This window comes from Roseateles noduli (assembly GCF_050626985.1).
Lineage (GTDB): Bacteria > Pseudomonadota > Gammaproteobacteria > Burkholderiales > Burkholderiaceae_C > Roseateles > Roseateles noduli_A.
In genome coordinates, this window is record NZ_CP192463.1 from 5,380,145 (window position 1) to 5,394,419 (window position 14,275).

Below are 14,275 nucleotides of genomic sequence, written 5' to 3' on the forward strand. Positions count from 1 at the left end.
GCAGCAATCGCTGCAAAGCCCGTCCCCGGATGTGTTTCGATTAAGGTGAGTTGCCGGACGGATACGTCGATTCCCCCTCTAGCAGGCCGCCGCAGACTGATCTCGTTAGGCTAGACATATGCGTCGGCCGGCGCGACGTTCACAGCTGTTCGGCGATCGGAAGCGCTTCATACCAGCCGGCATAGGGCGAATTTTTCACCATACGCCTGTTGTAGTCGGGGGCGCCATCCATCCACCACACCGGACCGCGTTCACCAAGATGAACCTTTGCGGTCTCGATTGCCTGCCGAGCGGCCGCTCGCGCAGCAGAGCCTGCAGCGCTCGTTCGAAGCCTGCTGCGTGCGGACATCAAGGCGCTGACCAGCGCGCTTCGTTGATCCTCGCTGAGTGCGGGATTGGCTGTCCGCCACAGCCTTCCTCGCACCACGAAGTACCGACCGTCGGGCGTCACTGGGTACCCCGCGCCGACCATCTTCGGAGCGCTCACGGCGAGAGCGCCTTCATCGCCTTGCTCAGGGTCTGACGTCTTTTCCAGTAGGCTGCCCAGGGATCTGTTCGCTGGAACGACAGGTACTCGCGTGCAGTGGCGATGGTCCACTGGGCGCCGCTCTTCAGTTCCTTGAGCTGCTCCCAAGCCACAGGCATCGATACGCCCATGCCAGGACGAGATCGAGCGGAGAACGCTGCGGCGGTGGTCTGACCGTGTCCGTTTCGCAGGTAGTCGATGAAGATGCGTCCGATGCGGTTGCCGCCGCCGGACTTCGCCACGAATCTCGACGGGATTGTCTTAGCCATGTGCTGCACGGCGATCTGGGAGAAGCGCTTCACCTCGTCATAGGCGAGCTTGGGAGTTATCGGCACCACAACGTGCAGGCCCTTGCCACCGCTGGTCTTGAGCCAGCTCTCCAACTGCAGTTCTCCCAGAAGCGTGCGCATCAGCACGGCGGCCTCTTGAAGCATCGTCCAGGTCACGCCTTCCCCAGGGTCGAGGTCAAAGATGACGCGATCTGGATGGTCGATGTTCTTGGCCAGGGAGTTCCAAGTGTGGAACTCGACCGTGTTCATCTGCGCGGCGCTGAGCAATGCCTCCGGCGTGTCCACGCTCATAAGCGCGGCGTGGCCGGGCCACAGATCAGCATCCAGCTCGGTCAGGCCCGGCATCTTGATCTCAGGATGCTTCTGGAAGAACAGCTGACCCGTGATGCCCTGGGGCGCGCGCACTAGGGAAATCGGCCGACCCTTGAGGTGGGGCAGGATCCACTCGGCCACCGATTCGTAATAACGCACCAGGTCGACTTTCTTGAACCCGGTGGAGGGATCGATCACCCGCTCGGGATTCGTGACCTTGACGGCTGGAGCGATCTTGCTCTTCCCGCCAGAAGCGATGGCAGTCGATGTCGCACCGAGTTCCTTCGGACGCTCCCTGACGATCGCGCTAGCCGGCTTGTCGGTCCGCACGCCGCGGAATGAGGCATGACGAATCTGCCCGTCGGGCGTCCATTCGGAAAACGCCACCTCTACAACGGTCTTCGGTTTGACCCAGCGCTCGGCTCCCGGCGAGCGCTTCGACCATCGACCCGGCTTCACTTCCGCGTGATCCACCGTCGGTGTGGATGACGCCAGCTTCTTGAGCATCGCGTGGAGCTCCTTACCGGTGGTGGCGCTCCATCCCGTGCCGACGGAACCTGCGCTTCGCAGCTGTCCTTCGTCGTAGTAGCCGAGAAGCAGGCTGCCCACTTCCGTCGTGGATCCGGCCCGATCGGTGAAGCCGATGACGACGAACTCCTGCCGCTGCTGGCACTTGAGCTTCAACCAAGTCTCGGTGCGGCCAGATGCGTACGGCGAGTCAGCGCGCTTAACCATCACTCCCTCGAGCCCCATACGGCACGCCGCGTTGAGCATCTGATGCGGCAGCGCTTCGAAGGATTCACTGAAGCGGATCATGTCGGATGACCGATCTTCGAGAAGCTCCCGGAGTACGTTCCTGCGCGTGGCCAACGGAACATCGCGCAGGTCCATCCCGCCGAGGAACGGCACGTCGAACAGGAACATCTCGATGTCCTTGTTCCGCGCGTTGTCGATGGCGTTCTGCAGCGCGTTGAAGTCCGGTACCCCTGCATCGCCCATCACGACGATCTCGCCATCCAGCCAGGCACTCTCCAACCCGAAATCTGCGATGGCCGCTGCGAGCGGTTTGAACTTGGCAGTCCAGTCGTTGCCGTTGCGCGTGAACAGCCGCACCTCGCCATCTTCCACGCGAGCGAGAAGTCGGTAGCCATCGAACTTGGATTCCACGATCCAATCGCCATCGGGCACCGAGGAGGCCAAGGTAGCCAGCTGCGGCGCCAGCTTTACCGGCAGCGGTGCCTTCTTCGCTGCTCGCATGTCTTCATCGGCCACACGTCGGGCAGGCCGTGGCACGACTTCCCGCGGCTCGCGTTCCTCCCGCAGGCCGAGCGGCTTGGTTACCACGCTGTCCGGTAACGCCGTGATGACGTCGTACTCGGCCGCAGGTCTGACCCAGGCGTCACCACGCTTCTTGAACAGGATCCACTGATCCTGTTTCTTCTCGCCCGGCTTGGAGATGCGCACGAGTTCCCACAGACCCGCGAGCTTCTGCCCATGGAGCTTGAAGAGGAGCTTGCCCACCTTCCTGCCTTCGCGCGGATCGCCGATTGGCTCCCAGGAGCCTCGGTCCCAAACGATGACTGTCCCGCCGCCGTACTCACCCTTGGGAATGTCGCCCTCGAACTCGTTGTAGCTGACCGGGTGGTCTTCAACGTGGATCGCCATCTGCTTGCGGGCGGGGTCGAAGGATGGCCCCTTGGGCACTGCCCACGACAGCATCACACCGTCAAGTTCCAGTCGGAAGTCGTAATGGAGGCGGCTCGCCCAGTGCTTCTGGATGACGAAGCCCAGCGCTTGACCTTTACTGCGCGAACCGGCGGCGACGGCCGGCAGCGCGCCAGGCGGTTCTGCTGTTTTCTTGAAGTCCCGCTTCTGGTTATAACGGGCTAGGGGGGCCGCTAAGGTTGGCGGGGCCGCAGTGTCCGGCTTGCCGCCCTTCACCGCAGTCTTGGCCTTCGAGCTCGCCGATTTCGTCGGCTTCCTAGACTTCGCGGGGGTGACCTCGGCCCAGACCGGCGCGTGGTCGCTCGGGTTCTCGCTCGCGCGTTCTTCGCGGTCCACGCCAGCATTGATGACTTTCAGCGCGCCACCGACAAGGATGTGGTCGATGCGAAGCCCGGCGTTGCGCTCCCATCGCTGACGTCGATAGTCCCAGAACGTGAACATCTTTTCGTCTGGACGCACCGTCTTCAACGCGTCGACCCAACCCTGGTCGAGGATCGCGGCGAACGCGTCGCGCGCTTGCGGCTGCAGGAGGGCGTTGTCTCGCCACGTGTCGGGCTTGTAGATGTCCTGGTCGGTAGGGACGACGTTCCAGTCGCCAAGCATCACCACCGGCTGTCCCGTTGCCCACAAAGCTTGGGCTCGCTGACGCAATCGCTCGAACCATCGCAGCTTGTACTCAAACTTCGGGCCGGGCTGGGGATTGCCGTTCGGGAGATACAGGCAGGCGTAGAGCACGCCGTTGATCGCTGCTTCCAGGTAGCGGGCTTCCTTGTCCTTCGAATCTCCGGGCAGGGATGTGGCGACCGAAAGCGGCTCGTGTCCGCGAGCCAGCAGCGCCACGCCGTTCCAGGTGCGCTGCCCGACGACCAGCGCCTCATATCCCGCGGCGCGAAGTGCGTCGAAGGGGAAGCTGACCGTCGTTGCCTTCAGTTCCTGAAGGGCGACGACGTCTGGCTTGCGGTGATCCAACCAAGCCAGGAGCTGGTCGAGCCGCTTGAGAACGTTATTGACGTTCCAGGTCGCGACCAGCACGGCATCACCGCGTCTGGTTCTTGGCCTGGCCGCCCTTGAGATGAGCCTCGACATCTGCAGCGCTGGTACCGACCGCGTTCACCGCGCGCTTCAGCTCTTCGGGCGTCACACCGAACTTCTTGGACCAGTCGCGCAGCTCGTAGTCCTCGTTGACGTTGATCCTGGTGCGGTCCTGGCCGCCGGACTTGCTCTTGTCGTCAGACATGTAGAACTCCTTTTTGATGGTGAACGGATCTGGCAAGCGCCTCGCCTAGACACTTTCTTCCCGATGCAGGCGACGGTAGGCGCTGAAGTGACGAAGAGAAGACTGGGTATCGCCCAGTCGCTCCATGAGGACGCCGAGGTTGTAATGGGCATCCGCCAGTTGCGAGTCCAGCTCCAGCGCGCGCCGATAGGCATCGACGGCGAGCGCCGGACGTCCAGAATCTTCCAGAGCCGCGCCGCGGTTGAAGTGCACTAGCGGCGTGTCGCCGCAGTGGGCGATCGCATCGTCATACAGCGCCACCGCTTCCAGGCAGCGCTTGGCCTCGCACAGCATGGCGCCGAGGTTCACGTAAGCCACGCCATGGCAAGGATCCAGGGCAATCGCTCGCCGGTAGGCGCGCTCCGCAGCGGTGGTGTCGGTGGCCTCCAGTCGCACGGCCTGCTGGAACCAGTACCGCGCATCGCGCGCCACCGGGGGAGCCGGCACTGGGTCGGTGGGAACCCCGCTGCCATCGAGCGGTAACAGCAGCTGACCAGATACCGCATCACGTTTTCCGGCTTGATCGGCAGCTTCTACGCTCTTGCCATTTGCCCGCACGCGGACGCTGGCCAGATGCGCAGGTCCCGGCAACCCCGCTCTGACATTCTTCATCGCTTGGATGATTTTGCGATGCGGCACCCGCGCATCCCGAAGACCCTTTGCCGTACGGAGCACCACCAGATCCTGCAGGGTGAACCGTCCACCGTCTTGAGGAACGACGATGCCCGCGTCGGTCAAGCTCTGTATGAACGCTTTCGTAAGCCCGACCAGCTTCTCTACCTGGCGCGAGCTATAGAAGGCCTCCTCAGGCGCCATGGTCACTTGCGAGCCCTACTTCTCGGAGCTGGCGCCGCGGCGGGTTCAGGCTCGACGACCGCGCGCTTGGCAGGCTTGCGAGTTGGCGTGGGCGAGGCTGCGCTTGCCGGCTTGAGCTTGGTCACGCTGGCTGAGGGCTTGGTTGCCTTCGCGGCAGGCTTCTTAGCAAGGCTCGACCGCAAGGCTTCCATCAGATCGATCACCTGGCCACCGGCGACGACTTCGTCCTCGGAATGGCTGGAGGCCACGATCTCCTTGCCAGCGACCTTCTCGTCGATCGCAGTGAGCATGCGCGCCTTCTCCTCGTCTTGGAAGTCCTCTGGGTTGAAGTCGTCCTCCGCGATCGTGTCCACGAGCTTGAGCGCGAGCTGCAGCTCCGAGTTGGACACCGGAGCCTTCTCGATGTTGAGGTCCGCGAGCGACCGGACTTCCTCGGCGTAACGCAGCTGCTGAAGAATGAGGCCGTCTTCGTTGGCTCGTACCTGGACGATGTACTGCTTGGCTTTGAACGCCCATTTCGCCAGCGCGCAGCGATCGGAGCGGCGCATCGCCTCAGCCAACAACGCATAGGGCTTAGCGCCGCGCTTGTCCGGGGCGAGCAGGTAGCTCTTGTCGTAGAACAGCGGGTCGATCGAAGCCTGTGGGACAAAGCTGACGATCTCTATGACGTGGCTGCTGCCCTCTTCGAGGGCCTTCAACTCATCGGGGGTGAACAGTACGAAGTGGTCTTTCTCCACCTCGTAGCCCTTCATCATGTCTTTGCGCTCGACGACCTTCTTGGTGCGCTCGTTGACGTACTGCTGCTTGAGGCGCGAGCCGTCCTTGTCGAGCAGATTGAAGCGGATCTCGGAGCCCGACTCGGTCGCAGAAAACAACCGGACAGGGACATTGACCAGCCCAAAGCTCAACGTGAGCGAGGCGATGGAACGGGCGGAGGTGACCATGGTGGCTCCAGGCTTTGAGCGAAGTTACTCCGCCTGCATGCGCATCGCATGCGCCGAACCACGCGTTGCGATGTAGGACGGCGCCGCATCGGCTGGAAGTAAGAGATCGACGCCTACGGATAAGGAGTCGCGGGGACCCGCGTGGCGCATTCAAGGACCACGATTTACGGCGAAGGGATGCAGAGATCCGGATCTGCCAGCCGAAACAATTTCGGCGGCGGTGTCCGTTCTGGCTCCGCCACCTCGTTCAATCAAGTAGCAAGCGCCGCCGACCGAGCGCCTGCCACCTGACGATCACGGTCGTGTTTACCCAGGGACGGAATGTTGATGTCCCGGATGCAAGTTGCGAGCGCGCCAAAGACCTCCTTCGACGGCACCGTCCGTCGGGTTGGCGATCGAACGCTGCCCCGCCGAACAAGGAACCTTCCAATGCCGGTCTACTTCGTCTTGTTTCTGGCCATGCTCGGCGCGGCCGTGGTGTTCTATGCGAGCGCGCTGGGCGCATCGACCCTATCTCGAAGGCCGCTGCCAACACTTATTGGGGGGCGCGCAGCCGACGGTTTACAGACCCTGCATCTCGGACTGGCGTGGATCAACTTTGGAGTGAGTTGGCTGCTGTATTTCAATGTCTATCGCATCCACGTTGACATGGCTGCCCTGAGCGACATCGCCTTCCTGACATTCGCCCGGGGCTACACCACCCGGCTGCCCGTCGTCGTCCTGCCTTATGGCGCAGGCGCGCTGGCCGCCGCGCTGGCACTGTGGAGCGCGCCGACGGGCGTCTCGCGGCGAGCGTTGTGGGGTGTGGCGACGCTGTGGCTGCTCTCCGTGGCTTGCACACCATGGGCCGCCGGTGCGCAAGACGACATGCACGATCATGGCTTCAGCGACGCAGCCTTCGAGCAACTGCAATTGGCGCACCTCGCCCGCTCTTTGTGCATAAGCGCCGCGGCCGGATGGTCGATGTGGCAGTGCAGGCGCTTGCGGGCCTGACCGCCCGCGCTTGCAGAGGGCTGCCCCGCGCGCTCGCCGTCTGTCGGGGGGCGTCGCCTTCGTTGCCCCCGGTTCAACTGCAGGCGGTCTGGTCGCGTTCACGGTCAAGCTCAACTCAGTGGCCGCGCCGATGCGAAAGCTACTGACCTACGACCAGGGCGAGGAGATGGCTCGGCACGCCGATCTCGTGCGGGCCACCGGCGTGCGCGTGTATTTCTGCGACCCGCACAGCCAGCCCGTGGCAACGCAGCTCATCATGTGAGAACACCAACGGGCTGCTGCGCCAGCACCTGCCCAAGGGCACGGACCTGTCCTTCGTGGCGCTCTCGGCTAGAAGGGGGGTGTCGCAGAAGGGCAGCGGATCCTCAGTGACTTTCGGACACAGGAGGGCCGCAGACCAGTTCTAGACTTTGCGCAACAAAGTTCATCGCAGGGAGTGCGATTCCATGGCCGACAAGAAGAAGCCTTCGCCGCCCTATGACGGCGAGGAACTGAGCATGTGCCTACCACAGGCATTTGACTGGTCCCACACGACGGCAGTCGTTGTCAGCGGCGACCGCTGGAATCCATGTGGCCACATGCTGCTCAAGGTGGGCGACGGCGCCCCCTTTTATTTCCACGTCGCGGGCCCGTACATGCGCCCCCACTTCATGCGGGAGCTCGACTTCCGCCGGTACCTGCGCGAAAACCGCAAGGTGGTGCTGTCGCAGCGCCCGGTGAAGATCACCAAGCCCGACGCCGCCCAATTCAAGCTCGACCAGCTGATGTCCAAGAAGTGGCTATGGCTCATGGCGCCAAACAACTGCGCCAGCTTCCTCGAGGAGGTTGTTCAGGCCGGCGGCAGCACCGCAGGTCTCTACCTAAACTGCCCCACGCTGGAGCGCTTCAAGTGAAGCGAGCCTTTCTCCTCATCTTGTCTGTCGCGGTACCGCTTGCGTGCGCTTTCGTAGGCATGCTGATCATCCTGCTGTCAAACCCCGAGGTGACGATTGACGAGGGGTGGAGGCTGGGTTGGATCGGCTTGGCCAGCGGGCTTGCCGTGGGTTGCGCCCTAGTGTGGACGTTCTGGCGGCAACGTCGTGCCAAATAGCGGTCAGGGCGGCTGGGGCGCCGTGGGTTGAAGCCGTCCGTGCTTGCCACGGCGCCGGCATGCAACGCGGGTGAGCGCTGGCCGTGACGTTTATGCCGTTGCCCGGCCTAAAATTTGAGCATGACGCAGGATCTGGACATCAGCAACGACGAGCGAGCCGCGCTCTACTTCCTACCCCCGGCCGTCGGCGGGAAGCTCGTCCCGGAGGACCTGCAGCTCCAGCTTGAGAAAAAGGGTTTCGCCACCGCGCCGCGCGAGGACGGTCGGCGCTGGCTGACCGAGCTAGGCGACGAAATTCGGCGCGGCAGGCGCTGAGCGGCAAAGAGCATCGCGTAGCCAGCCTGCCATCGAAGCATTCCGCCGGTTTGCGGAGCGGGCATTACCGTTGACCCATGCGATCAGCCAGCCGAGCCAAAATCCACGAACGGTAGGTCTCGGGCATCTCGAAGTCACTGGCCAGGTTGACCTTGAGTTTTTCCAGCATCTGCTCCGACGTAAAAGCCGCGTACTTGGGCTTGAGCGCCTTCTCCCGAAGGAAACGCATGGCCCAGTCCAACACCTCGCAACAGCGCAGGAAATCCTCAGCGCGATCCTCGGGCAAGGAGCCAGGCTCGTGAAATCGGCCATCGGGCCCTCGCGTCAGGCTGAACTTAAGCTGCATACCAGACAGCGATCCGCCGAAGGGAGGGTGAGGGAAGTCGTCTGGAACGGCAAGGGTCATGGCTTCGCTCCTTCAAAAAAATGCGCGGTCGCGGCTACCCGACTGGAGCGAGGTGCGCTTGCCTCGTCGAGCTCGCCAGGCACAACCACCTCCAGTTCGCCGTCCCCGCGGATCGCCGTGATGCCACGCAAGCCCACTCCTACGGACTTGAAGCCCTGAGATCGCCACGCCTGCGACTGATCCTCGAACCGCCACCGCGCATCGTGAAGGTGTCCGTGCGCGAGCAAACTCGCCCCTAGGGCGCGCGCCAAGTCGTCCAGGACGGCGAACCCATAAGGGTGATATCCGCTCGCCTCATGGGTCACGAGGATGTCTGCCCGCTGCCGCTTGAGCCGCTCGAAGTCTTCGGGGTAGATAGTGCCCCAGTGCTTGAAGTGGGGACCGTCGCCGTAGCGATCCTGCCGAGGCGTTGACCGCGCGTGTTGGCGCATGCTGCTGAAGCTTGGATGCGCGCCGGCGGCACCGCCCGGTCCCTTGGGCAGCCAGACACTCCCGCGGAACACGTTCCCCAGGCCGGCGATCCTTCGCCCGTCATCGAGCTTCAAAACGCGACCATGCAAGTTCCTGCCACCGAGCCCGCTTTGCCAGGTGCGCTCGATGTAGACGATCCGATCCGCGTCGTGATTCCCAGGGATCCACCACACGCGGTCGGCCACCGGAGCGAGGACCGTCTCCAGGGGACCGTCCGGCTCCATGTCTCCTAGGAGGATGACGGCGACGGGATCGATCTTGCTTGTCGCCTCGAGAATGTGTGCGAACTGCCCGTGAGGATCGCCGCAAAGCAGGATGGGTCGAAAGGTCATGAGACAGGCGCTGCGCTTCGCTTTCTACGCGCTTGGTATTAAGGCCGGCCAACAGGTGCATCCCTTGCTGGACTGCATGCCCGCGCTCGAGGCGATGGTGAGGGGCGAGATAGCTACGATGTTCTAACAGCTAAACCGGTGCCGAACAACGTAGTCACAGGATGCGTCATGTCTCTCACGCGCTCGCGATTGAGCTGGTAAGGAAACTGAGCAAGCGAAAAAAGGTCGCGGGTTCGTAAGAGTCAGGCCGCGGTCACGTCGTGGATGTCGCTACGAAGACGCATCGCCAGCGAAAGACGCCTGGCCGCAGCCTCGGCGCGGGATCAATTGTTGAAATGGTGCTCGACAATCGACTCCGAACAGAAACGTTCGGAGTTGCTGCCGAGTTTCATGGCTTAAGTGCGCGCGTAAGTCCATGATTTCTTAGCCTTATCTGTTCGGACTGAATTGCTGACGACAGCAGCCCGTTGGCCAGATGGACCTCGACTTCGACGGCCGCGGCGGATAGGCCGTCCAGCGCGCGGCTGTGGATGATGGAGAGGGACATCGCCATGTGACGTCGCCCAGCGTCAGCGTTTGGGCAGGCCCTTGAGCACCATCTCAATGGTGTCTGTCGCGGCTTTGAGCAGCTCGATGCCGGGAAGACCGCCGCCTGCGGAGGAGGTCTCTTTCTCGGGCGTTGAAGGCACATCCGTATTGACCTTCATCGAGAACGTTGCGCGGACCAGTCCGATCGCCAGGACAACCTCGCCAATCAACAGGATCGAGATCACGGCAACGACGGCGTGCGGCCAGGCTTGGGCCGGTGAACCATTGGTGGCGTCCACGTCGGTCGCCGTGTCGAGGCTCGCGGGTGTCGCATGTGGAGCGTCGTACTGCCCGGCATGCACATCGCTGACAAAGCCGGATATCACGGCGTGGAGGCCGAGTGTGGTGAGGACGAGCACCATGGCGGCGAGGCACAGCGACAACGCGCGGAAGCACATGCGGGCGCGCGCTTCGATCGAGTCGTCAGAGACGCGGAGGAGCGGGATCTCGGGTGTGATCGCGGCCTCCGCCTCCCCTTGTCGGTCCGGTGCGTGCTCCGAGGGAAGTTGGGACATTTGCAGCTCCTTGAGCAGCAGGCGGCGTCATCGAGTCAACGACGTCGGAGCAGCTGTTGGTATCGGAATTCGAGGAGTTCCAATGGAACCCAGAGCGTCTTGACGATGTGGTCGACGTTTCTCATCCAGCCGCTCGTGACGCACCACCGCAGCTTCTCGGTGGGCACGAGCAGACTGGCCGCGAACATGTTGGCCGCATGGTCCCGCGGGTCGGGTGGGTGGTTTCCGAACGAGTTCCACGCCTCCAGCGGCGGATGCTCGTGACGCAGCAGGATATGCCCCAGGCCATGAGCCACCGCGAAACGCTTGCGATGGTTGCTGCCGTTCGTGTCGATCACGATCCGCAGTCCACCGTCCGGACCCGCGTACACCGAGTGGCGATGGTGATCAGCCAGGGCACACACACGGATCCCCATCTGCTCGGCAATCTTCTCCGGAAGGATCGGCATCGCGCCATCGCCGTACCGCGCCACCACCCACTCCGCCGCGTCCTCCGGCCGCAGGTGCGACAGGTCCACCGGCCACCGCACCGTCACGTTGCTCGATTCGCCGCTCGATTCGCCGTTCGACCCGCCGTTCGACCTCTCGTTCGATCCGTCGCCTTGCATCTGCATTCCTTCCGCACCCCTTCGGTTCATGAGCTCCGCAGTGTCCGCAGCGAACGATTTCACGCCTAGCACCCTGTTGGGGCGTTTCCAGGGTTAACCACTCCCCCGCTTGTGCATGCATTTGGTGCGCTTTGACGCTTGACGGGGCGTGATCGGCAACCGTTCGTGGCGATGTGAGCCGGAATGGGGCCCCTTCATGGGGGAAGGGACTCGCCCGGGACCGCTTGGCACAAAAGCTGCAAAGCCTCGTCCGGAAGCAGTCGCCCAGAGTCGCCCCAAACAATCAGGAGCCCCCGCGCATGAATCCCATCGCCGTCGTCCGCGCCGCAGCCGTCGCCGCCATCGCCGCCATCGCCCTCCCGGCGCTGGCGCAGGAGGCCAACCCGCTGTCCTTCAACGTCAGCGTCACCTCCGACTACCGCTATCGCGGGATCTCGCAGACCCGCCTCAAGCCCGCCCTGCAAGGCGGTGTCGATTACGTCCATTCGAGCGGCTTCTACATCGGCGCCTGGGCCTCGACCATCAAGTGGATCAAGGACGGCGGCGGCGACGCCGACATCGAGATCGACACCTACGCCGGCTACAAGACCGAGGTCGGCGGCGGCGTCACCGTCGACGTCGGTTTCCTGCGCTACAACTATCCCGGCAACGACCTGCCCACCAGCGCCAACACCAACGAGCTGTACGGCGCGGTGTCCTTCGGCCCCGCCACGCTGAAGTACTCGCACTCGATCAGCAACCTGTTCGGCTTCGCCGATTCCAAGCAGAGCGGCTACCTCGACCTGAGCGCCACCTTCGACGTCGGCGGCGGCTTCACCCTGACCCCGCACATCGGTCACCAGAAGGTCAAGAACAACGGCGACTTCAGCTACACGGACTACTCGCTCATGGTGAACAAGGACTGGTCCGGCTTCACCTTCGGCGCCGGCTTCGTCGCCACCAACACGGACGCCTACATCGGCGGCAAGGGCAAGGACCTCGGCAAGAACGGCGTGGTCGTGTCCGTCAAGAAGGTCTTCTGAGGAGCTACGCATGAAACTGATCACTGCCGTCATCAAGCCCTTCAAGCTGGATGAAGTGCGCGAGGCGCTGAGCGCCATCGGCGTCCAGGGCCTGACCGTCACCGAAGTGAAGGGCTTCGGCCGCCAGAAGGGCCATACCGAGCTGTACCGCGGCGCGGAGTACGTCGTCGACTTCCTGCCCAAGGTGAAGATCGAGGCCGCGGTCTCCGACACCGTGGTCGAGCAGGTCATCGAGGCGATCGAGAACGCCGCCCGCACCGGCAAGATCGGGGACGGCAAGATCTTCGTCTCCCCGCTGGACCAGGTGATCCGCATCCGTACCGGCGAGACCGGGCAGGACGCCCTCTGATCGCCCCCTGATCCGCCGCGGCCCCCGAGGGAGGCCGCGCACTCCGCAGCAGTCCTTCGCCGTCCCCGCGCGCAGCAGTTCCGCGCGTGCGCCGATCAAGATCCAACGAAGAGAGTCCCGATCATGAAGAAACTACTCGCCTGCCTGGCCTTGGCCGCGGCAGCCTTCACCAGCCTGGCCCCCGCGGCCATGGCGCAGGATGCGGCCTCCGCGCCCGCCGCCGTCGCCAGCGAGACGACCGCCCAGGCCCCCGCGCCGACGGCGCCCGTGGCCGCCGCGCCCGCCGCCTCGGCCCCCGCCGATGCCGCGTCGGCCGCCGCCGCTCCCGCGCCTGTCCCCAACAAGGGTGATACCACCTGGATGATGGTCTCCACCCTGCTGGTGATCCTCATGACCGTTCCCGGCCTGGCGCTGTTCTACGGCGGCCTGGTCCGCAGCAAGAACATGCTGTCGGTGCTGATGCAGGTGATGGTGACCTTCTCGCTGATCCTGGTGCTGTGGGCCCTGTACGGCTACAGCCTGGCGTTCACCGAAGGCAACAAGTTCATCGGCGGCTTCGACCGGCTGTTCATGAAGGGCATCTGGGACAACGTGGCCGGCACCTTCGCGCCGGCGGCGACCTTCAGCAAGGGCGTCTACATCCCCGAGATCGTGTTCGCCGCCTTCCAGGCCACCTTCGCCGGCATCACCTGCTGCCTGATCGTCGGCGCCTTCGCCGAGCGCATCAAGTTCAGCGCCGTGCTGCTGTTCATGGTCCTGTGGTTCACCTTCAGCTACGCGCCGATGGCCCACATGGTCTGGTTCTGGATGGGTCCGGACGCCTACGCCTCGGCGGCGGTCGTCGATGAGATGAACAGCAAGGCCGGCCTGATCTGGCAATGGGGCGCGCTGGACTTCGCCGGCGGCACCGTGGTGCACATCAACGCCGCCGTCGCGGGCATCGTCGGCGCCTTCATGGTCGGCAAGCGCATCGGCTACGGCAAGGAAGCGTTCACGCCGCACAGCCTGACGCTGACGATGGTCGGTGCCTCGCTGCTGTGGGTGGGCTGGTTCGGCTTCAACGCCGGTTCCGCGCTGGAAGCCAACGGCTTCGCCGCGCTGGCCTTCATCAACACGCTGTTCGCCACCGCCGCCGCGGTGCTGGCCTGGTGCGTCGGTGAAGCGCTGCTCAAGGGCAAGGCCTCGATGCTGGGTGCCGCGTCGGGCGCCGTGGCCGGTCTGGTCGCGATCACGCCGGCTGCCGGCAACGTCGGCATCGGCGGCGGTCTGGTGATCGGCCTGGTCGCCGGCTTCGCCTGCCTGTGGGGCGTGTCGGGCCTGAAGAAGCTGCTGGGCGCGGACGACTCGCTGGACGTCTTCGGCGTCCACGGCGTGGGCGGCATCGTCGGCGCGCTGCTGACCGGTGTCTTCAACTCCCCGAGCCTGGGCGGCCCCTCGGCCGTCGGCGACTGGGTGACCGCCGCGACGATCGCGCCGGACGCCTACTCGATCGGCTCGCAGGTCTTCACGCAGCTCAAGGCCGTCCTGCTGACCATCGTGTGGTCGGGCGTGGTCTCGGTGGTCGCGTTCAAGGTGGTCGACCTGGTGATCGGTCTGCGCGTCTCCGAAGAGGAAGAGCGCGAGGGCCTGGACATCGCGTCGCACGGCGAAACCGCGTATCACAAGTAAGCGTTCGACAAGTAGATCTCCAGTCTCCT

Annotated in this window: 15 protein-coding genes and 1 pseudogene; 7 read left to right on the forward strand and 9 right to left on the reverse strand. The window is 64.0% G+C overall.

Annotated elements, in window-relative coordinates:
* Positions 1-139: 139 nt before the first annotated feature.
* Genes ACQ4L4_RS23425 through ACQ4L4_RS23445 form a run of 5 tightly spaced genes read right to left on the reverse strand, consistent with a single transcriptional unit; the run spans position 140 to position 5,889 of the window.
* A complete protein-coding gene (locus ACQ4L4_RS23425) occupies positions 140-487 on the reverse strand; it encodes a hypothetical protein (RefSeq protein ID WP_431101242.1) in 348 nt (115 codons plus the stop codon).
* Positions 484-3,939: a DNA ligase D gene (gene ligD / locus ACQ4L4_RS23430; RefSeq protein WP_431101243.1), complete on the reverse strand. Its 3,456-nt coding sequence runs from the start codon at positions 3,937-3,939 to the stop codon at positions 484-486. Before ligD ends, ACQ4L4_RS23425 begins: the two co-directional genes overlap by 4 nt.
* Positions 3,890-4,090: a DUF3606 domain-containing protein gene (locus tag ACQ4L4_RS23435; RefSeq protein WP_431101244.1), complete on the reverse strand. Its 201-nt coding sequence runs from the start codon at positions 4,088-4,090 to the stop codon at positions 3,890-3,892. The genes ligD and ACQ4L4_RS23435 overlap by 50 nt, the downstream gene beginning before the upstream one ends.
* Positions 4,091-4,135: 45 nt before the next feature.
* A complete protein-coding gene (locus tag ACQ4L4_RS23440) occupies positions 4,136-4,945 on the reverse strand; it encodes a tetratricopeptide repeat protein (RefSeq protein ID WP_431101246.1) in 810 nt (269 codons plus the stop codon).
* A 2-nt stretch (positions 4,946-4,947) separates the two neighbouring features.
* On the reverse strand, positions 4,948-5,889 hold the full coding sequence (locus tag ACQ4L4_RS23445; RefSeq protein WP_431101248.1) for a Ku protein: 942 nt from the start codon (positions 5,887-5,889) through the stop codon (positions 4,948-4,950).
* A gap of 429 nt (positions 5,890-6,318) precedes the next feature.
* Between ACQ4L4_RS23445 and ACQ4L4_RS23450 the strand changes: the two genes are divergently transcribed.
* The 4 genes and pseudogenes from ACQ4L4_RS23450 (at position 6,319) to ACQ4L4_RS23465 (ending at position 8,287) form a co-directional block, all read left to right on the forward strand.
* A complete protein-coding gene (locus ACQ4L4_RS23450; protein WP_431101249.1) occupies positions 6,319-6,882 on the forward strand; it encodes a hypothetical protein in 564 nt (187 codons plus the stop codon).
* 127 nt (positions 6,883-7,009) lie between these two features.
* Positions 7,010-7,196 (forward strand): annotated as a pseudogene (locus tag ACQ4L4_RS23455) (IS30 family transposase); the annotation flags it as partial.
* A 132-nt stretch (positions 7,197-7,328) separates the two neighbouring features.
* A complete protein-coding gene (locus ACQ4L4_RS23460; protein WP_431101250.1) occupies positions 7,329-7,775 on the forward strand; it encodes a hypothetical protein in 447 nt (148 codons plus the stop codon).
* 317 nt (positions 7,776-8,092) lie between these two features.
* Positions 8,093-8,287 (forward strand): hypothetical protein, encoded by a 195-nt coding sequence (locus tag ACQ4L4_RS23465; RefSeq protein ID WP_431101251.1) that lies wholly within the window; start codon positions 8,093-8,095, stop codon positions 8,285-8,287.
* Positions 8,288-8,351: 64 nt separating this feature from the next.
* On the opposite strand, the gene ACQ4L4_RS23470 is transcribed toward ACQ4L4_RS23465, so the two are convergent.
* The 4 genes from ACQ4L4_RS23470 to ACQ4L4_RS23485 form a co-directional block, all read right to left on the reverse strand.
* Positions 8,352-8,693, reverse strand: coding sequence for a hypothetical protein (locus ACQ4L4_RS23470; protein ID WP_431101252.1), 342 nt, complete (start codon positions 8,691-8,693; stop codon positions 8,352-8,354).
* Positions 8,690-9,496 carry a metallophosphoesterase family protein gene (locus tag ACQ4L4_RS23475; RefSeq protein WP_431101254.1) on the reverse strand — a complete coding sequence of 269 codons (807 nt, stop codon included), beginning with the start codon at positions 9,494-9,496 and terminating at the stop codon, positions 8,690-8,692. Before ACQ4L4_RS23475 ends, ACQ4L4_RS23470 begins: the two co-directional genes overlap by 4 nt.
* Before the next feature lie 569 nt (positions 9,497-10,065).
* Entirely contained in the window at positions 10,066-10,599 is a 534-nt protein-coding gene (locus ACQ4L4_RS23480; protein ID WP_377158386.1) for a hypothetical protein, read from the reverse strand.
* Positions 10,600-10,634: 35 nt separating this feature from the next.
* Positions 10,635-11,270 (reverse strand): ImmA/IrrE family metallo-endopeptidase, encoded by a 636-nt coding sequence (locus ACQ4L4_RS23485; protein WP_431101255.1) that lies wholly within the window; start codon positions 11,268-11,270, stop codon positions 10,635-10,637.
* A 236-nt stretch (positions 11,271-11,506) separates the two neighbouring features.
* Here ACQ4L4_RS23485 and ACQ4L4_RS23490 point away from each other — a divergent pair, with 236 nt between their 5' ends.
* The 3 genes from ACQ4L4_RS23490 (at position 11,507) to amt (ending at position 14,246) form a co-directional block, all read left to right on the forward strand.
* Positions 11,507-12,229, forward strand: a complete 723-nt coding sequence (locus tag ACQ4L4_RS23490; RefSeq protein WP_431101257.1) for a TorF family putative porin — start codon at positions 11,507-11,509, stop codon at positions 12,227-12,229.
* A 10-nt stretch (positions 12,230-12,239) separates the two neighbouring features.
* Positions 12,240-12,578 (forward strand): P-II family nitrogen regulator, encoded by a 339-nt coding sequence (glnK, locus tag ACQ4L4_RS23495; RefSeq protein ID WP_067279313.1) that lies wholly within the window; start codon positions 12,240-12,242, stop codon positions 12,576-12,578.
* 123 nt (positions 12,579-12,701) lie between these two features.
* Complete coding sequence (gene amt / locus ACQ4L4_RS23500) at positions 12,702-14,246, forward strand: ammonium transporter (RefSeq protein WP_431101258.1); 1,545 nt, start codon at positions 12,702-12,704, stop codon at positions 14,244-14,246.
* Positions 14,247-14,275: the final 29 nt, after the last annotated feature.